We start from the raw sequence: 17,955 nt of genomic DNA, 5'->3' as shown, positions 1-17,955 counted from the left end.
AAGATGCGAATAGATATTATTACCGTATTACCTGAATTACTAACCAGCCCCTTTGAAGCCTCTATTTTAAAAAGAGCCATTGACAAAGGATTGGTTGAAGTTCATTTTCATAATATAAGAGATTACACCTCTACCAAGTACCGTAATGTAGATGATTATCAATTTGGTGGTGGTGCCGGTATGGTTTTAATGATAGAACCAATTGATAAATGCATAACCGAATTAAAATCGCAACGAGATTATGATGAAGTTATCTATATGACTCCTGATGGTGCTACATTGAATCAGAAAATGGCGAATACACTTTCAATGGTAGAGAACATTATTATTCTTTGCGGTCATTATAAAGGTGTTGACCAGCGTGTTAGAGATGCATTTATTACTAAAGAAATTTCTATTGGAGATTATGTCCTTTCTGGTGGAGAACTGGGAGCTGCAGTACTTTGTGATTCTATTATAAGGTTATTACCCGGTGTACTGAACGATGAAACCTCTGCCCTAACAGATACTTTCCAAGACGGACTATTAGCTCCGCCCGTTTATACTAGACCTGCGGAATATAAAGAAATGAAAGTGCCAGAGATTTTACTAAGTGGTAATTTCGGCAAGATTGAAGAATGGCGTGAAAACAAAGCATACGAGCGTACAGAAAAGCTACGTCCGGATCTACTTGAATAGGCTAAACTTATATATTGAAGAAAATTCAAATAAATGCTTGTGTGTTTTAATTTAAATATTATTTTTGCACCCTGTTAGAACAACCTCTGACGATAATCGTGAATGTTGCTTTAATTTAATTCCAATTAACCATACAATGGAATCATTAATAAAATTTGTACAAGACGAGTTCGTAACTAAAAAAGATTTTCCAAAATTTTCTGCTGGTGATACAATTACTGTGTACTACGAAATTAAAGAAGGTGAAAAAACAAGAACTCAGTTCTTTAAAGGAGTTGTAATACAACGTAGAGGTTCTGGTTCAACAGAAACTTTTACTATCCGTAAAATGTCAGGTACTGTAGGTGTTGAGCGTATCTTCCCTGTAAACTTACCTGCACTTCAAAAAATTGAAGTTAACAAGCGTGGTAAAGTACGTAGATCTAGAATTTACTACTTCCGTGAATTAACCGGTAAGAAAGCTAGAATTAAAGAGATAAGAGGATAAATTTCTCTTCCTTATAAAATTAAGCACTGTGTCATTTTTGATACAGTGCTTTTTTTATGAACAAAAGTGAATAACACATGTTCATAATATGTTGATTAATAAAAATTTACGATTTTTAATTTTGAATTGTATTTTTTCGTAAATTGTAATGTAGTTAAAAAATTGGAAGGATGAAAAAATCTAATTTAAGACTACTACGGAGTTTACGTTCTTTCGTATTGTTGTTAGACCAAATCTTTTAATACTAATTAAAGGAGGTAATTCTTAAACCTACAAGCTTTCGCTTATAGCCTTTAAGACAATTGAATTATAGAAAGACTATATACTAGGTTTCTATTTTACGATAAAGACGGCAAAAAAGAAATGATGTGTAGATGTTGGGTTACGTACCTGAGAATCGAAAAACATTTTACAACGTTGAATTAGTGAAGCGGATGCAATCAAGGGTTGCCGCTCCAATGAAAAATTGGAACAAACTGTCCGTAAACTTTTTCTAAAAAGCCATATCATTGTATGCGTACATTGATATGGCTTTTGTTATTTAACAAAACTTCTTCCTAAGCCTCAAATATTAAGGCATCTGCACGTTTTAAAACTTTTAGAAAATCGTATATTTGTTCCGCTTAAATTAAAAACAAACTGCACATGTCCAAAATTTTTTATACCAAAACAGACGAAGCGCCAGCTTTGGCAACGGAGTCTTTTTTACCTATTGTAAAAGCGTTTACTAAATCTTCAGGAATTGAAATTGAAACTAAAGATATTTCTTTAGCCGGTAGAATTGCCGCAACATTCCCTGAGTTGTTAACGAAAGAACAACAGGTGTCCAATGATTTGGAAGAATTGGGCAACATGGCTAAACAGCCAGAAGCTAACATTATAAAATTACCGAATATTAGCGCTTCTGTTCCTCAATTGAACGAAGCCATTCAAGAATTACAGTCTAAAGGCTATAAATTGCCTAACTACCCAGACGAGCCTAAGAATGACGAAGAAAAAGAAATTAAGGCTAAATACGACAAAATTAAAGGTAGTGCAGTTAACCCGGTATTACGTGAAGGTAACTCTGACCGTAGAGCACCAAGAGCTGTAAAAAACTACGCAAAGCAAAATCCGCACAGTATGGGCGCTTGGAGCTCTAGCTCTAAAACTCATGTTGCTACAATGGGTGATGGAGATTTTCAAGCCAATGAAAAGTCATTGACATTGAACGATGCGACTTCTGTACAAATTAAATTAGTTTCTGAAGGTGGAGAAACTATTTTAAAAGATAAACTAGCTTTACTGAAGGGTGAGATTATTGACGCCACGGTAATGAGCAAATCAGCTTTATTAGATTTCTTGCAAAAAGAAATTAAAGATGCCAATGACAAAGGAGTTCTTTTCTCGGTGCATTTAAAAGCTACCATGATGAAAGTTTCTGATCCAATTATTTTTGGGCATGTAGTAGAAACTTTTTTGAAACCAGTTTTCGTAAAATACGCTGAAACTTTTGACACTTTAGGTATTAGCCCTAATGATGGGTTAGCTAGTTTATATCAAAAGATAGATAAACTTCCTGCTGACGAAAAAGATGCTATCAATAAAGATTTAGATGAAGCTCTAGCAAACGGACCAGATTTAGCAATGGTTAATTCTGATAAAGGGATTACTAACCTTCACGTTCCTAGTGATATTATTATTGACGCTTCTATGCCAGCTATGATCAGAAACTCTGGTCAAATGTGGAATAAAGAAGGAAAAGCCCAGGATACTAAAGCTGTTATACCAGATAGTAGCTATGCAGGTATTTATTCTGCTACTATAGATTTCTGTAAGGAACATGGTGCTTTTGACCCAACTACAATGGGTACTGTACCAAATGTAGGTCTTATGGCTCAAAAAGCTGAAGAATACGGTTCTCATGATAAGACTTTCGAAATTAAACAAGACGGAAAAGTTCAAGTTGTTGATACAACTACCGGAAAAGTTTTAATAGAACACGAGGTTAACGATGGTGATATATGGCGTATGTGCCAAGTAAAGGATGCACCTATAGAAGACTGGGTAAAATTAGCCGTATCAAGAGCGAAAGCAACAAATGATCCTGCTATTTTCTGGTTAGACGAAAACAGAGCTCATGATGCCGAACTTATTAAAAAAGTAAATACTTACTTAGCAAAAGAAGACACTGCTGGGTTAGATATTCAAATAATGTCGCCAATTAAGGCTACTGAGTTTACCCTAAGGAGAATGAAAGCTGGTAAGGATACTATTTCGGTATCTGGTAATGTATTAAGAGATTACCTAACAGATCTTTTTCCAATCTTAGAAGTTGGTACGAGCGCAAAAATGCTTTCTATTGTTCCTTTGATGAACGGTGGCGGACTTTTTGAAACTGGTGCAGGTGGTTCTGCTCCAAAGCATGTAGAGCAATTTTTAGAAGAAGGACACCTTAGATGGGATTCTTTAGGCGAATTCTTAGCATTAGGAGTTTCTCTAGAATTCTACGGAGAGAAAAACTCAAATGCTGCAGCTAAAGTTCTTGGTGACACCTTAGATAGCGCAACAGAGAAGTTTTTATTGAACGATAAATCCCCTTCTAGAAAAGTAAAAGAAATAGATACCAGAGGTAGCCACTTCTTTTTAGCTAAATATTGGGCTGAGGCCTTAGCACTACAAGATGATAATGCAGAGCTAAAAGCTATATTTTCTAAAGTAAGCTCAGAAATTAATTCTAAAGAATCTCAAATTCTTACCGAATTAATAGATGCTCAAGGTTCTAAACAAGACATTGGCGGATATTACAAGCCAGATCCAACGCTTGTTGCCAAAGCAATGAGACCAAGCACAACGTTAAATGGCATTTTAAACTCCATTTAATCTTATAAATTTATATTACAAAATACCCTCAATGAAAATTGAGGGTATTTTTTTGTCTTTTAATTAGTTATAGGAGTATCTCGTATTTCTAAGTATTTTTACTAAAAAAAAAATTGATGAAAGGATATTTAACGTTTATTCTTATTTCATTGCTTTGCTTCTCCTTTTCATCATGGGGACAACAAAAATATACGTTAAGTGGCTCTATTGCTGAATCTAGTAGTAATGAAACACTAATTGGGGTTACAGTTGCTATTCCAGAATTAAGTACGGGGGTCACTACAAATGAATATGGTTTTTATTCTATATCCTTACCTGAAGGTACTTATAAGGTACTTATTAGTTATTTAGGTTTTGAAGATATCATTAAAGAAATTGAACTTACCGAAAATAGACGTATAGATTTTTTATTAGAAGAAGAAGCTGAACAATTAGAGGAAGTTGTGGTTACCGAGAATGTGGAAAAAATGGACATCAGAAAACCACAAATGAGTGTCAATACTCTATCCGTAGGTACCATCAAGAAAATACCGGTAATATTAGGTGAAGCTGATGTCATCAAATCTATATTGTTATTACCCGGCGTTACCAATGCCGGAGAAGGCGCATCTGGTTTTAACGTGCGTGGTGGTGCCGCAGACCAAAATCTAATTTTGTTAGATGAGGCTATTATCTTTAATTCATCGCACTTATTCGGATTCTTTTCTGTTTTTAATCCCGATGCTATAAAAGATGTAAAACTTTATAAAGGTGGTATACCTGCACGTTACGGTGGCAGAGTGTCATCGGTATTAGATATTTTTCAAAAAGAAGGTAACAGTAAAGAATTTAAAATGAACGGTGGTATCGGTGCCGTTGCAAGTAGGCTTTTAATTGAAGGTCCTATTAAAAAGGATAAAGCTGCGTTTCTTATTGGCGGTAGAGCTTCATACGCCCACCTTTTTCTGCCTCTGTTCGACGTTGACAATACGGCTTATTTCTATGACCTGAACACAAAATTAAACTACAGGTTAAACGATAAGAATAACATTTTTCTTTCTGGCTATTTTGGTCGCGATGTCTTCGGTATCAATGATAGTTTTGTTAACACCTACGGGAATACTGTTGGTAATTTTAGATGGAATCATTTATTTTCAGACAAACTATTCTCTAACCTATCCCTAATTTACTCTGATTATTATTACGGCTTAAAATTAGATTTCGTTGGCTTCAATTGGAATTCCGGTATTAGAAATTTCAATATTAAATATGATCTTAAACACTATGCTACAGATAAATTACAAATTAACTATGGTGTAAACAATGTCTACTACCAATTTAACCCTGGTAAAATAGAACCTAGTAATGCCGAATCAGGAATTGTTGAAGAACAACTAATTCAGAAATACGCTAACGAATTTGCCGCCTATGTGGATTTTGAACATCGGGTAACCGATAATCTTAGCCTAGGTTACGGATTACGTTTTAGCCATTTCACGAGACTAGGTCAAGATGAGCTAAACGTATACGCCGATAACAATCCTGTTGAATTTGACCCCTTATTACTAATTTACAAAGAAGCTGATCCTATTGATGTTATTAACCCTGGTAGAGGCACTACACTTTCCAACTTCAGCAATTTTGAACCAAGAGCATCATTATCGTACACATTGAACGAGACCAGCTCAATTAAAGCTAGTTACACAAGATTAGCTCAATACTTACACTTACTTTCAAATACCAGCTCCCCTACTCCATTAGACGTATGGACACCAAGCGGACCTTTCACCAAACCACAATTATTAGATCAATACGCCTTGGGTTATTTTAAAAATATAAATGATGGCGATTATTCATTTGAAACCGAGGTTTTCTATAAAGACGTTCAAAATAGAATAGATTATATTGATGGAGCTAATTTAATTGCGAACAATGCCATAGAACAGGTTATTTTAAATGGCGAAGCAAGAGCTTACGGATTAGAAGTCTTACTTAGAAAAAACGAAGGTAAATTGCAAGGTTGGCTAGCATATACCCTATCTAAATCTGAGCAGCGTACACCGGGCAGAACCTCTACCACAGACAATGGGCGCAGCAATATTGAAACCGGAATTAATTTTGGTGACTGGTACAACACTCCGTATGACAAAACCCATGATGTATCTATGTTCTTAAGTTATGAACTCAATGAAAAATGGAGCTTTGGCGGTAATTTCACCTACCAAACCGGACAACCCACCAACTACCCTATTGGGCAATTTGAATTCGAAAATTTGACAGTACCCTATTACGGACTACGTAATACACAACGATTACCAGCCTACAATCGCTTGGACCTTTCTGCCACATTGACTCCCAGAAAGAATAAAACTAGAAAAATGAAGGGAGAATGGGTATTTAGCCTATACAATGTTTATAATAGAAGAAATGCTGCTTCAGTTAGTTTTAGACAGAACGATGATACCGGAGTAAACGAAGCGGTGCGAACATCAATATTCGGCATTGTTCCAGCAGTTACTTACAACTTTAAATTATAAGCCATGAAACGCTATTTAATAATTTTATTAGCCATATCATTTTTTACATCATGCGAAGATGTAATTGATGTAGAGCTTCCAGAAGATGTCAGCAGACTAATCGTTAACGGGGTTATTAGAGTAGATGAGAACGAAGAGTACCTACCTATTGAAATAGTAGTTACCGAGAGTAGTTCCTTCTTTGAAGAAAACACGGTTGCATCTATAAACAGTGCTATCATATATTACGGTACACCCAGAGAAGACGCTCCTGAAATATTGGAGGGTGGCGGAATATCAAATTTAGCAGAAGTTGAACCTGGAAGCGGAAAATGGGCACCTGACCCATCATTTGATAGCGACCAAAGAATTAGGGTTAGCAATATTAATGAAGGTGATGTTTTTCAATTGTTAATTACCACAGATAACGAACAATATTTAGCTACGACCACTTATGTAAAATCGGTTCCTATCGACTCTTTAGAACAAGGTGACGAAACCTTGTTTTCTGGTGATGAAACAGAGGTCATTGTTTCATTTACCGACCCTGGCGATAGTGATGATTTTTATCTTCTAGATTTAGATTTTGGAGAATTTCTGGTAACGGAGGATGAATTTTATCAAGGGCAGACATTTGTATTCTCTTATTTCTATGATAATGAACTAGAATTGAATACCAGCTCTGTGGTAGACGTTAGCCTTATTGGTGTAGATGAACCCTTTTACAATTACATGAACCAGATTATAGTACAATCTGGTGGTGACCAAGGTCCTTTTCAAACACCTGCCGCTACCGTACGCGGTAATGTTATAAATATTACTGGTATTGATAATGATGAAGTTGTTGACAACGTAGAACGTACAGATAATTATGCTTTGGGATACTTTGCCATCGTAGAAGAATATAAAGACAGTATAACTATAACAGAGAATGAGACGAACTGATAAAGATATGCTTGCGACGGGCTTAAAACGATTAGCTATAACCGTAGTACTAATGTTCACGGCGCCCATAGTATTGTATCAAGCATTTAAAAATCAAGACAACACTTTATTCTGGCCCGTTTGTATTGTTGGAGTAATTCTTGCATTCTTTGCCGTAAGAACAGGGTTCAAAGGCATTATGACCATAATGGATTCAATGTTTGGCAAGAAATCTAAAAAATCTTAATCTTTAGGAATTTTAGTGGTCTTCTTCCATTTATTATACAACTGATCGTAGTCATAATCTAACACGGTTTCTTGTCGTTCTAATTTACCTTGAGAAAATGCACGTTGTAAAATATCTTCGATCAAATAATCCTCTTCGATCATATCAGGATGAAATTCTTCTTTGATACTTATGCTAAATAGCTTGGCTGTGGTATTATACCAAAATGCACGCCAACCGTTTCTTAGATCTTTTACCAAATCAAAAGCTGTGGTTCCTGTTTGCCTGTAAATTAACTTCACCAAAATTTGACCTTCTGTACGTGTTAGTTTTTTAAGTTCTTCAGAAAATTCTTCTTCAATAAACTTCTGTACTTTTTTGGTATACTTTTTTCGCTTTCTATTGTTTTTCATGTTTGCCAAACTATCGTTTAGCTCTACCAATCGCTCAGCCGCCATCTTAGCATACGGATACACTTTCTGAGTTTTTCTACGTAAAATATAATACCGCAATTTTTCATCATATGATGAGAATTTGAGTTTACCAAATACGTAAGCCTCTTGTAAGGCTATTGAACTTTGAACCAAAGAATCACCAGCAACTATAATCATCTTTTCTGTAATAGAATCAAGTTCCTGTTCTTCAACCTGGGCAGTACAAATAGAAACACCGCTGAAGAGTAAAAAAAGAAGTAAAAAGTTATATTTCATTACCATAGGCTTAACAAAAGTCCTGCCAAAATTAACGATTATTAAAGAAGGTTATTATTAATACAACGCTAATATTGTTAAGTTTGTATCTTAAACTTACATTGATGGCTGATAAAAAAATAATTACCAAAAAGTCACAAGACTTTTTTGAAAAATACTTGAATAATGCCGCTCCAACTGGTTATGAGTGGGAAGGGCAAAAAATATGGATGGACTACCTAAAACCTTATGTAGATACGTTCATTACGGACACATACGGTACTGCAGTGGGCGTTATAAATCCTGATGCCAAATATAAAGTAGTTATTGAAGGACATTCTGATGAAATTTCTTGGTACGTAAACTACATCACCGATAATGGTTTAATTCATGTCATTAGAAATGGCGGAAGTGACCATCAAATAGCACCATCTAAATGGGTAAACATCCACACTACTAAAGGTATTGTAAAAGGTATTTTTGGCTGGCCTGCAATACATACCAGAAAAGGACCTAAAGAAGAGACTCCAAAAATTGAAAACATCACAGTTGATGTTGGTGCTACAAATAAAGAAGAAGTTGAAAAACTTGGCGTTCACGTAGGTTGTGTAATCACATACCCAGACGAGTTTCAAATTTTAAATAAGAATAAATACGTTTGTAGAGCAATAGACAACAGAGCTGGCGGATTTATGATTGCTGAAGTTGCTCGTTTACTTCATGAGAATAAAGTTGAGTTACCATTTGGACTTTACATAACAAATTCTGTACAAGAGGAAATAGGTTTACGTGGGGCAGAAATGATTACGCAGACCATTAAGCCAAATGTTGCTATTGTAACAGATGTTTGTCATGATACAACTACACCAATGATCAATAAAGCAGTACAAGGTCATACTGAAATTGGTGCTGGTCCGGTTATTTCATATGCTCCTGCAGTTCAAAACAAATTGCGAGAACGTATTATTAAAACAGCTGAAGACAACAAAATACCATTTCAAAGAATGGCGGCTTCTAGATCAACTGGTACAGATACCGATGCTTTTGCATATAGTAATGGCGGAGTTGCTTCTGCATTAATTTCATTACCATTGCGCTACATGCATACAACGGTAGAAACAGTTCATAAAGACGATGTTGAAAATGTTATTCGTCTTATTTACGAAACACTGTTAACAATCAAAGAAGGAGAGACTTTTAGCTACTTCGAATAAATTTTAATAATCCCTCTTTCATCGGAGGGATTTTTTTTGTGCTATGGATGAATTAATAGACATTTTAGATGCTGATGGAATAATGACGAATACTACCGCTATGAAGTCGGAAGCACATAAAAATGGATGGTTTCACCAAACTGTACATATCTGGTTCTACACTTCGGATGGAAAAATTCTAATGCAGCAACGAGGAAAGGATAAAGATATCTACCCTTTGCTTTGGGATGTATCCGTTGCAGGACACATAGGTGCTGGAGAAGATATCATTACTTCTGCTTTAAGAGAAATACAAGAAGAAATTGGATTAAAAGTATTCGCTTCAGATTTGAAAAAAATAGGCATTTTTAAATCCGTCAAAAATCATTCTGAATTATTGAAAGATTACGAGTTTCATCACATATTTATCGCTAAACTAAAATCACCATTTAGCACGCTTAAAAAACAAAACAGTGAAGTTGAAGCCTTAAAACTGATTTCTATAAATGAATTTAACAAGGCATTGAAAGACACTATTAAATATAACTTTGTTCCTCATGATATTTCTTATTATAAGACTATACTTAAAGAAATACCCAGCAAAGAAAACATTTTGTAAAAGCTATACTCTTCTTTAAAATCCAGATTCTTCAGCCATTTTTACAACGCCAACGGTTAAAATTAAATTTGCAAAACGTCGTTGCTCACCTGTCTGAATAATTAAGGTAGTATTTTGGTCTCTAATTTTATCATAAAAAGCCCATCGTTCCATTTCATCCCAAGTGACATCTCCAAGTAACTCTTTATATGCATAGTGAATCTCTGCATTTGCTTCAGCAGGTTTTTCCATAACTATAGCACCTTGTACAGGGCAAACTTCTAAAATACCTTCTAGAACTGTAAGAGCATCTAACAATCCAGGACGAAAATTTAAATGTACCGTAGTAGAATTAGGACCCGTCATAGCCCCTACTGGTAAATTACCATCTGCAATGACCACTTGTGCAAAATGACCTGAGCGCCCAAGCGCCTCCATAATTTGTGGATGTATAACCGGAGTCTTAAGCATATGTATATTTTTTAAAGAGTATGAGAATAAAACCCTAGTCACTTAAAAAGGTAAACTAGGGTATCTAAAAGATTACGAGCTTTTACATATTGTAGACTCCTCCATTTATATCAAGCGTAGCTCCTGTAATAAACCCATCATATTCAGATGCCAAATATAATACAGCTCTAGCTACGTCATCTGCATTACCAGCTCTTTGAATAGGAATTCCTTTAGTCGTTTCTGCCGCAGATTCTTTTGTGGTATGTGTATTATGAAATGAGGTACCTAAAATAAGTCCTGGCGCAACGGCATTAACTCTTGTACCCTGTGGTCCTAATTCTGACGCAAGAGCTCTTGTATAGGTTAATATAGCCCCTTTACTAGTAGAATACACCAAAGAACCCGGGTGACCACCTTTACGCCCTGCCAATGATGCTAAATTAACTATACTGCTGTTTTCATTCTTTGCCAAATAAGGTGCCGCCGCACGTGTAACAAACATCATTGATGTTAGATTAATATCCATGACCTTGTGCCAAAACTCTGTTTCCATTTCGCTAAGTAACTTTCTAGCAACTAAAGAACCGGCATTATTTACAAGAATATTTAGACCGCCTAAAGCTTCTACTGTTTTTTCAACTAAGGTATTAGCATCTTCTTCTTTAGTTAAATCTCCAGAAATTGCAATAGCTTTCAGCCCTTTATCTGTAGCATATTTCACTAATTCGTTTGCAGTATCTGCGCTAGAAAAATAATGAATAGCAACATTGGCTCCACTATCGATAAAATGCTTGGTAATTGATTCTCCAATTCCCTGAGCACCAGCTGTAATCAGTATATTTTTTCCAGATAATTTGTTACTATTTGTCATGATGTTTTTAATTATAAACTTGATTTAGTTTTGATTCAAATCCATTTTAATCATACAATATAAATTGCACAACCAAATTGGTTAACCAAATATAATCAAAAATGACTCAGTAAAAATATATCTGATTTTGAATCTATTAGCTCAAGTGGCTTACAAAATCAGAAACCTTATCCAAGCTATACTCTTTTTGTGTTCCTTCTTTCATGTTTTTGACAACGAATGAATTATTATCCAACTCTTGCTCACCTATTAGAATGACATAAGGCACATTACGATTATTAGCATATTTCATCTGCTTTTGCATCTTTGCACTAGAAGGATAGATATCTGCCTTTACTCCAGATTTACGTAATTGACTAACTAATTTTAAAGCAGCCAAAGCTTCTTTATCTCCAAAATTGACACATAATACTTGAAGAGATTGGTCAATTGCCTCTGGAAAAAGTTCTAAATCCTCTAAAACCAAATAGATTCTATCAAGACCAAATGATATACCAACACCACTTACATTTTTTAAACCAAAAATACCTGTAAGGTCGTCATAACGACCGCCACCACCTATAGATCCCATTTTCACACCTTTTGGCGCCGCTACTTCAAAAATAGCTCCGGTGTAGTAATTTAATCCGCGGGCAAGAGTGACATCTATAGCTAAACTTGCTGATTGAAGACCTAAAACAGAAATAGTCTCTAAAATAAAACGAAGCTCTTCTAGCCCTTTTTTACCTTCCTCAGAATCTTTCAATAAAGCATCTAAACGCTCTAATTGTTCATCGTTACTACCTTGTGGCAAAAATAATGGAGATGCTTTTTCAATTGCTTCTTCAGTAATTCCTTTAGCGAGCATCTCTTTTTTCACACCCTCTTCCCCTATTTTATCCAACTTGTCTAACGCAACAGTGAAATCAATCAATAAATCTTTAGCTCCGATAACCTCTGCTATACCAGCTAAAATCTTTCTATTGTTCATCTTAATGGTAGCACCTTCCAATTTTAAATCAGAAAATACAGCATCATACAACTGAATTAATTCCACTTCTTGCAATAAAGAGTCTGATCCAACTACATCGGCATCACATTGAAAAAACTCTCTAAATCTACCTTTTTGCGGTCTATCTGCTCTCCATACGGGTTGAATTTGATAGCGCTTAAACGGAAAATCCAATTCATTTTGATGCATCACCACGTAACGAGCAAATGGTACGGTTAGATCGTATCGTAATGCTTTTTCCGTAATTTTAGGAGCTATACTATTAGCGTTTTTTTCAGCATAAGTAGCATCATCTACCTTTCTAAGAAAATCTCCAGAATTTAAAATCTTAAATATTAGTCGGTCACCCTCTTCTCCATATTTACCCAATAATGTATCTGAATTCTCAAAAGAAGGAGTTTCTATGGGCTGAAAACCATAAGTCTGAAAGTTCTTTTTGATGATGTCAAATATATAATTACGCTTTGCAATTTCTGATGGATTAAAATCGCGAGTTCCTTTTGGTATAGATGGTTTCTGTGCCATTAATTTTTTTATTGTATTGCAAATATAACCTTCCATAAAGTAAGGCTATATTTAAGTGGTATGGATTTTAGATTTTTACAGTTCTATTTGGTAACAATGACTTTCTCGAACCATTTGTACAATTCACCCCTTGTTATTACCGCACCTTGTTGCAGTAACAAAAACTTATCTAGGTTTTTATCTTCTGTATATGCCTTTGCAGCGGTCAAATATTCTACAAAATCAGATTGCCAGTTTCTCTTGAACCAATCAAAACCAATAGGTGTGGTCAAATCAATTTCTGGATTCATCACTTTCACCGATATCAGTTTCATCTCTTTATCGGTTAAATGAAATAGGTGCATTTGCTTATCTGAAATATTCTCTAAATAAGAAACTTTACTCAACACGCCTTCCCACACCAAATCGCTAAAAACATCTAACTCTTCTTCTGCTACTTCTGGCTTATCTTTTTTTATGGTATCCCACTCATCACCAGTTATAGATTGTGTTGCCAGAAAGTTTATAAACTCTGGGTGCAATTCCTCTAATTGTTCTTTTGTAAGCCTCGTATATTTCATTTTGCAAAAATAAAAAGCCCTAACATATTTGTTAGGGCTTTTACAACTTAATTTTCTAAACTTAGAAGATATATCTCAATCCTACTTGTGCTTGCCATCTAGATAACAAACTAGCATCATATCCAAAAGTTTCTGTTAATTCAGGATTGAACGTGTATGTTGGTACACTTGAATCTGGATCAACCGTTACACCTACTGGCTGAATGTTGTTTGGCTGTTGCACCAATCCCCAATCAGAACTGATCATATTACCAATATTCAACACATCAACACTAAATTGAATAGTGTTGGTCTTACCTTCAGAAACAGTGATTTTATAATCTTGTAAGAATTTAACATCCCAACGACCTCTCCAAGGTGCTAAAGCTCCGTAACGTTCTGCATACTGACCTCTACGACCACTTAAGTAATCATCTTGAGCAATATAAGAATCAAAAGCAGCGCCTTGACCAGCACCTGAAAATTGCATTTGATCGATTTCAGCAGATGTTGGTACATAAATAAGATCGTTGATACCTGAACCATCTCCGTTTATGTCACCACCATAAGTATAATTAAATCTACCGCCTTGAGCATACTCAAAAAATGTAGACAAAGTCGTAGCCCATTTTCCATTACCATACTCCCAATTTTTACTAGCCACACCAATAAACCTATGCTTATCACCATATTTTGATGGCGCTAAAATATCTGCATTAGCATCATTTACAATTGGGTTACCTGCAAAAGCATCTGAAGTAATCTCAGCTTCAATAGAATTTACATCTTTAGCATCTAAGTAGCTATAGGCCATCATTGCATATAAACCATTACTAAAATTTTTCTGTGCCTTTAGAGATGCATTCCAAATTCTACCTTTGTTAGAATTTGTGAAAACGTAAGGTCCCGCTCCAAATCCTTCAGAGTTTAATAAATCAGCTGAAGTATAGGTTGCTCTCGTATCTACGCCAGTTAAGTTACCTGATGGAGATGTCAAAGCCCAATTTTGTACATGTGGTCCATTAATATCTTTAGTATAGGAAACATCTGCCGTAAGCACCATACCATTATCTAAACGTTTATCCGCACCCAAATTAGTTCTCCAAACCTGTGGAAATTTATAATCTGGATCAACTGCCTGTAGGAAAAATACATCTGGATTGGCTATTTGGTTTCCTAACCATACAAATGGAAAACGACCTGTAAACAAACCTGAGCCACCACGTAATTGTAATGATTTGTCATCATACACATCATAATTAAAACCTACTCTAGGTGATATTAACCAATCATTTGTAGGCATCTGTGTATTATCTATAAATACAGTTTCGCCTGTATTTGGGTTTTGGTATGGTTGATCAGCAACTACAAAGCCTCTATCAATAACATCTTGTGCTTTTTCTGCAGAATCAAAAAATAATGGCTTATCAAAACGAACACCGTAGGTTAATTTCAATTTTTCATTAACATTCCATTCATCTTGTACATAAAATGCCAGTTGACCAACATTAGTTTCAGCCAAAGCCCAACCCTCACCGTCAGGTACAGCATTATTTGCATTAAATGTGGCTTGCGGACCGGCAAAGTCATATGAAGTTGCATCAAAGTCTGCAATGTCCACACTACTAAATTTAGAAAAACCGTATGCAGTTAGATTAAATGAATTATCGAACATAAATTTCTCCAAAGAAAAACCAACAGTGTATGTATGGTCGCCTTTATAGAAGTTTAAGTTGTTCGTTATTTGAAGTACTTTCTGATCAAGTTTATTATTGGCAGAAAATGGTTCATGCCCTGCTATAATATAATTAGAGCCGTCTTTTGAAATATTTATAGAAGGTGCTGGTGTCGAAAAAGGTGTTCTAAAATCGTTAAAATGAGTATACCCTACTTGCAATTTATTTGAAGCTGTCTCTGATAATGTTGAATTCAATTCTACCTGAACCGATTTAAGCTCATTGTTTTGCTCATATCCAGAATTCTGAAATTGTAAGGTATTTGCATTAGGCCCTCTAAATTGAATTGCCGATGGGTGAGCCGGCTTTTGCTTAGATGCATTTAAAAAATTATAAATAACTGCTAAACGATTGTTATCATTTATATTCCAGTCTAATTTAAAAAGTCCTTTTGTAGATTCAGCATCATGCGTAAACCCTTCATATGCTCCCGGGTCATAACCTACCGCCAATAATTGATCTCTAACAGCTATTAAATCGCTTTCTAGCACTCTAGATTCATTAATAGCACCAGAACCTGTATTTGGTACCCATCCATTGGTTCCTAAATCTGTACGTTCGTCTCTTTCAAAGTTAGCGAAGAAGAAAAGTTTATTCTTTACTATTGGTCCACCAATACTAACGCCATATTGACTTTGGTCTAATTTAGGCTTAACAATATCGTCTCCTTTAATTTTTCCTCCGGTCATATCTTCATTTCTGAAAAAACCGTAAACCGTTCCATGAAATTCATTACTACCACTCTTAGTTACAGCGTTTACAGAAGCCCCTGTAAATCCTGATTGGGTAACATCATAAGGTGCAGTAGATACTTGAATTTGATCAATTGCATCTAATGAAATTGGTTGTGAATCTGTTTGACCACCAGGAGTAGCCGCATCTAAGCCGAAAGGGTTATTAAAAATTGCTCCATCCAAAGAAAAGTTATTGAATTGGTCATTTCTACCTCCAAACGAATTTCCACTAGCCGTTGGCTCTAAACGTGTAAAGTCCGAAGCTGAACGAGAAATTGTTGGTAAGCGAGTTAATTCTCTTCTACCCACACTAGTTTCTGCACCCGTACGATCACTACTAAAAGTACCAGAACGATCAGATACTACAGTAACTTCGTCTAATGCCTGACTTTCTCTTGCTAATTTAATATCAACATTGAACGTTTGTCCTAATGACAAATTAACATCGGTAAGTTCGTAAGGCTTGAACCCTACATAAGAAATTTCAACATTGTAAGGACCTCCAACACGAAGGTTTAGCAGGTTAAACCTACCATCTTCATTAGTAATCGATCCGTACTTTGTACCTGTTGGGGTATGGACAGCGACAATATTTGCGCCAAATAGTGGTTGATCTTGATCATCCATTACCAAACCTCTAATATTAGAGGTCGTAACTTGACCATAGGTTGTACTTACAAAAAGTAGCAACAGCAATTGAAAAAACAAGTTGTTTTTCATTTTTATTGGTTTTGAGTTATTTATGAGTTCTTTAACAAAAATACCAATAAAAAAAGAGCTATGTATGCATAGCTCTTTTAAATATATCTACTAGATAGTTATTTATTTTTGTTCCGCAACTACTTCGAAACCAAAATCAACAATCACCTCACGGTGTAATCTAATTTGTGCATTGTAAGGTCCAGTTCTTTTAACTGCACCACCTTGAATGCTAATGAATTTTTTGTCAATTGAATGACCTTCTTTTTCAATTGCATCAGCTAAATCACCATTAGTAACAGAACCGAATAATTTATCGGCAGCACCTGTCTTAGCAGTAATTTTTAATTCTAAAGCTTTTAACGCTTCCTCTACTTTCTTAGCAGCGTCAACAACTTTTTTATCTTTGTGTGCTCTTTGCTTTAGGTTTTCAGCTAAAACTTTTTTAGCAGAAACTGTAGCCATAGTAGCTAAGCCTTGTGGTATAAGGAAATTTCTTCCGTAACCATTCTTAACATTTACTACGTCGTCTTTAAAACCTAAATTTTGTACGTCTTCTTTTAATATAAGCTCCATGATTCTTTTCTTATTATTTTAATAAATCAGCAACATATGGCATTAACGCCAAATGACGAGCTCTTTTTACGGCTTGTGCCACTTTTCTTTGATACTTCAATGAAGTTCCAGTAAGTCTTCTAGGTAATAATTTACCTTGCTCGTTTACCAACTTCAATAAAAAATCAGCATCTTTATAATCTACGTACTTAATACCAGATTTTTTAAAACGACAATACTTCTTCTTAGTGTTGGTTTCAATGTTTAATGGAGTAAGATATCTGATCTCTCCATCTTTCTTTCCTTTTGCCTGTTGTTGTAATGTTGCCATAATACTTAAGCTTTAGCGGTTTTGTTTCTTGTTCTTCTTTTTTCTGCCCATGCAACAGCGTGCTTGTCCAACTTAACGGTCAAGAAACGCATAACACGTTCATCTCTTCTAAACTCTTGTTCGTAAGGTGTAACTACCTCACCAGAGTTTGTAAATTCAAACAAGTGGTAAAATCCACTTTTTTTGTTTTGAATAGGATAGGCTAACTTCTTTAGCCCCCAATTCTCTTTAGCTACCATTTTGGCGCCATTGTTAATTAAGAAATCTTCGAATTTCTTAACTGTTTCCTCTATCTGAACATCAGATAGAACGGGATTCAAAATGAAAACAGTTTCGTAATGGTTCATATTATATTTGTTTTTAAGGAGT

General features: G+C 35.3%; 17 protein-coding genes. 8 read left to right on the top strand and 9 right to left on the bottom strand.

Annotated elements, in window-relative coordinates; translation table 11 throughout:
- Positions 1 to 3 precede the first annotated feature (3 nt).
- The 6 genes from trmD to ABJI11_RS18950 all read left to right on the top strand — a co-directional run bounded on the left by trmD (position 4) and on the right by ABJI11_RS18950 (position 7,693).
- A complete protein-coding gene (gene trmD / locus ABJI11_RS18975; RefSeq protein ID WP_276492666.1) occupies positions 4 to 678 on the top strand; it encodes a tRNA (guanosine(37)-N1)-methyltransferase TrmD in 675 nt (224 codons plus the stop codon).
- Positions 679 to 814: 136 nt separating this feature from the next.
- The gene (gene rplS / locus ABJI11_RS18970; protein ID WP_076548108.1) at positions 815 to 1,165 is read left to right on the top strand and encodes a 50S ribosomal protein L19; all 351 of its coding nucleotides are present in this window, start codon (positions 815 to 817) and stop codon (positions 1,163 to 1,165) included.
- 645 nt (positions 1,166 to 1,810) lie between these two features.
- Positions 1,811 to 4,027, top strand: a complete 2,217-nt coding sequence (locus ABJI11_RS18965) for an NADP-dependent isocitrate dehydrogenase (protein ID WP_348355970.1) — start codon at positions 1,811 to 1,813, stop codon at positions 4,025 to 4,027.
- A gap of 116 nt (positions 4,028 to 4,143) precedes the next feature.
- On the top strand, positions 4,144 to 6,543 hold the full coding sequence (locus ABJI11_RS18960) for a TonB-dependent receptor (protein WP_348355967.1): 2,400 nt from the start codon (positions 4,144 to 4,146) through the stop codon (positions 6,541 to 6,543).
- A gap of 3 nt (positions 6,544 to 6,546) precedes the next feature.
- Complete coding sequence (locus ABJI11_RS18955) at positions 6,547 to 7,467, top strand: DUF4249 domain-containing protein (protein WP_348355965.1); 921 nt, start codon at positions 6,547 to 6,549, stop codon at positions 7,465 to 7,467.
- On the top strand, positions 7,454 to 7,693 hold the full coding sequence (locus ABJI11_RS18950; protein WP_348355963.1) for a DUF6095 family protein: 240 nt from the start codon (positions 7,454 to 7,456) through the stop codon (positions 7,691 to 7,693). The genes ABJI11_RS18955 and ABJI11_RS18950 overlap by 14 nt, the downstream gene beginning before the upstream one ends.
- On the opposite strand, the gene ABJI11_RS18945 is transcribed toward ABJI11_RS18950, so the two are convergent.
- Positions 7,690 to 8,382 (bottom strand): DUF4294 domain-containing protein, encoded by a 693-nt coding sequence (locus tag ABJI11_RS18945; protein WP_276492661.1) that lies wholly within the window; start codon positions 8,380 to 8,382, stop codon positions 7,690 to 7,692. The two genes, ABJI11_RS18950 and ABJI11_RS18945, sit on opposite strands and share 4 nt — an antisense overlap.
- A 104-nt stretch (positions 8,383 to 8,486) precedes the next feature.
- Between ABJI11_RS18945 and ABJI11_RS18940 the strand changes: the two genes are divergently transcribed.
- Both ABJI11_RS18940 and ABJI11_RS18935 read left to right on the top strand, forming a co-directional pair.
- Complete coding sequence (locus tag ABJI11_RS18940; RefSeq protein WP_276492660.1) at positions 8,487 to 9,575, top strand: M42 family metallopeptidase; 1,089 nt, start codon at positions 8,487 to 8,489, stop codon at positions 9,573 to 9,575.
- A 100-nt stretch (positions 9,576 to 9,675) separates the two neighbouring features.
- On the top strand, positions 9,676 to 10,173 hold the full coding sequence (locus ABJI11_RS18935; protein WP_348355958.1) for an NUDIX domain-containing protein: 498 nt from the start codon (positions 9,676 to 9,678) through the stop codon (positions 10,171 to 10,173).
- Between the two features lie 15 nt (positions 10,174 to 10,188).
- Here the strand turns inward: ABJI11_RS18935 and ABJI11_RS18930 are convergent, their stop codons facing one another.
- The 8 genes from ABJI11_RS18930 to rpsF form a co-directional block, all read right to left on the bottom strand.
- Positions 10,189 to 10,623: an RbsD/FucU family protein gene (locus tag ABJI11_RS18930; RefSeq protein WP_348355955.1), complete on the bottom strand. Its 435-nt coding sequence runs from the start codon at positions 10,621 to 10,623 to the stop codon at positions 10,189 to 10,191.
- 82 nt (positions 10,624 to 10,705) lie between these two features.
- Positions 10,706 to 11,476 (bottom strand): glucose 1-dehydrogenase, encoded by a 771-nt coding sequence (locus ABJI11_RS18925; RefSeq protein ID WP_348355952.1) that lies wholly within the window; start codon positions 11,474 to 11,476, stop codon positions 10,706 to 10,708.
- A 136-nt stretch (positions 11,477 to 11,612) separates the two neighbouring features.
- On the bottom strand, positions 11,613 to 12,992 hold the full coding sequence (hisS, locus tag ABJI11_RS18920) for a histidine--tRNA ligase (protein WP_348355950.1): 1,380 nt from the start codon (positions 12,990 to 12,992) through the stop codon (positions 11,613 to 11,615).
- Between the two features lie 83 nt (positions 12,993 to 13,075).
- Positions 13,076 to 13,552 (bottom strand): DUF6495 family protein, encoded by a 477-nt coding sequence (locus ABJI11_RS18915; protein ID WP_348355948.1) that lies wholly within the window; start codon positions 13,550 to 13,552, stop codon positions 13,076 to 13,078.
- Positions 13,553 to 13,613: 61 nt separating this feature from the next.
- Positions 13,614 to 16,721: a TonB-dependent receptor gene (locus ABJI11_RS18910; RefSeq protein ID WP_348355946.1), complete on the bottom strand. Its 3,108-nt coding sequence runs from the start codon at positions 16,719 to 16,721 to the stop codon at positions 13,614 to 13,616.
- Between the two features lie 102 nt (positions 16,722 to 16,823).
- A complete protein-coding gene (gene rplI / locus ABJI11_RS18905; RefSeq protein WP_036154978.1) occupies positions 16,824 to 17,276 on the bottom strand; it encodes a 50S ribosomal protein L9 in 453 nt (150 codons plus the stop codon).
- Positions 17,277 to 17,289: 13 nt separating this feature from the next.
- Entirely contained in the window at positions 17,290 to 17,586 is a 297-nt protein-coding gene (rpsR, locus tag ABJI11_RS18900; RefSeq protein WP_027067300.1) for a 30S ribosomal protein S18, read from the bottom strand.
- Between the two features lie 5 nt (positions 17,587 to 17,591).
- Positions 17,592 to 17,933 (bottom strand): 30S ribosomal protein S6, encoded by a 342-nt coding sequence (gene rpsF, locus ABJI11_RS18895; RefSeq protein WP_076548096.1) that lies wholly within the window; start codon positions 17,931 to 17,933, stop codon positions 17,592 to 17,594.
- Positions 17,934 to 17,955 lie beyond the last annotated feature (22 nt).

It is taken from the genome of Maribacter sp. (assembly GCF_039968975.1).
Classification (GTDB): Bacteria; Bacteroidota; Bacteroidia; order Flavobacteriales; family Flavobacteriaceae; genus Maribacter.
The sequence above is the reverse complement of the archived record's forward strand: the minus strand, read 5'-3'. Positions and strand labels throughout refer to the sequence as shown.

Coding starts and splice junctions, on each gene's coding strand:
- trmD (WP_276492666.1), top strand. CDS start 4: ATGCGAATAGATATTATTACCGTATTACCTGAATTACTAACCAGCCCC.
- rplS (WP_076548108.1), top strand. CDS start 815: ATGGAATCATTAATAAAATTTGTACAAGACGAGTTCGTAACTAAAAAA.
- ABJI11_RS18965 (WP_348355970.1), top strand. CDS start 1,811: ATGTCCAAAATTTTTTATACCAAAACAGACGAAGCGCCAGCTTTGGCA.
- ABJI11_RS18960 (WP_348355967.1), top strand. CDS start 4,144: ATGAAAGGATATTTAACGTTTATTCTTATTTCATTGCTTTGCTTCTCC.
- ABJI11_RS18955 (WP_348355965.1), top strand. CDS start 6,547: ATGAAACGCTATTTAATAATTTTATTAGCCATATCATTTTTTACATCA.
- ABJI11_RS18950 (WP_348355963.1), top strand. CDS start 7,454: ATGAGACGAACTGATAAAGATATGCTTGCGACGGGCTTAAAACGATTA.
- ABJI11_RS18945 (WP_276492661.1), bottom strand. CDS start 8,382: ATGAAATATAACTTTTTACTTCTTTTTTTACTCTTCAGCGGTGTTTCT.
- ABJI11_RS18940 (WP_276492660.1), top strand. CDS start 8,487: ATGGCTGATAAAAAAATAATTACCAAAAAGTCACAAGACTTTTTTGAA.
- ABJI11_RS18935 (WP_348355958.1), top strand. CDS start 9,676: ATGAAGTCGGAAGCACATAAAAATGGATGGTTTCACCAAACTGTACAT.
- ABJI11_RS18930 (WP_348355955.1), bottom strand. CDS start 10,623: ATGCTTAAGACTCCGGTTATACATCCACAAATTATGGAGGCGCTTGGG.
- ABJI11_RS18925 (WP_348355952.1), bottom strand. CDS start 11,476: ATGACAAATAGTAACAAATTATCTGGAAAAAATATACTGATTACAGCT.
- hisS (WP_348355950.1), bottom strand. CDS start 12,992: ATGGCACAGAAACCATCTATACCAAAAGGAACTCGCGATTTTAATCCA.
- ABJI11_RS18915 (WP_348355948.1), bottom strand. CDS start 13,552: ATGAAATATACGAGGCTTACAAAAGAACAATTAGAGGAATTGCACCCA.
- ABJI11_RS18910 (WP_348355946.1), bottom strand. CDS start 16,721: ATGAAAAACAACTTGTTTTTTCAATTGCTGTTGCTACTTTTTGTAAGT.
- rplI (WP_036154978.1), bottom strand. CDS start 17,276: ATGGAGCTTATATTAAAAGAAGACGTACAAAATTTAGGTTTTAAAGAC.
- rpsR (WP_027067300.1), bottom strand. CDS start 17,586: ATGGCAACATTACAACAACAGGCAAAAGGAAAGAAAGATGGAGAGATC.
- rpsF (WP_076548096.1), bottom strand. CDS start 17,933: ATGAACCATTACGAAACTGTTTTCATTTTGAATCCCGTTCTATCTGAT.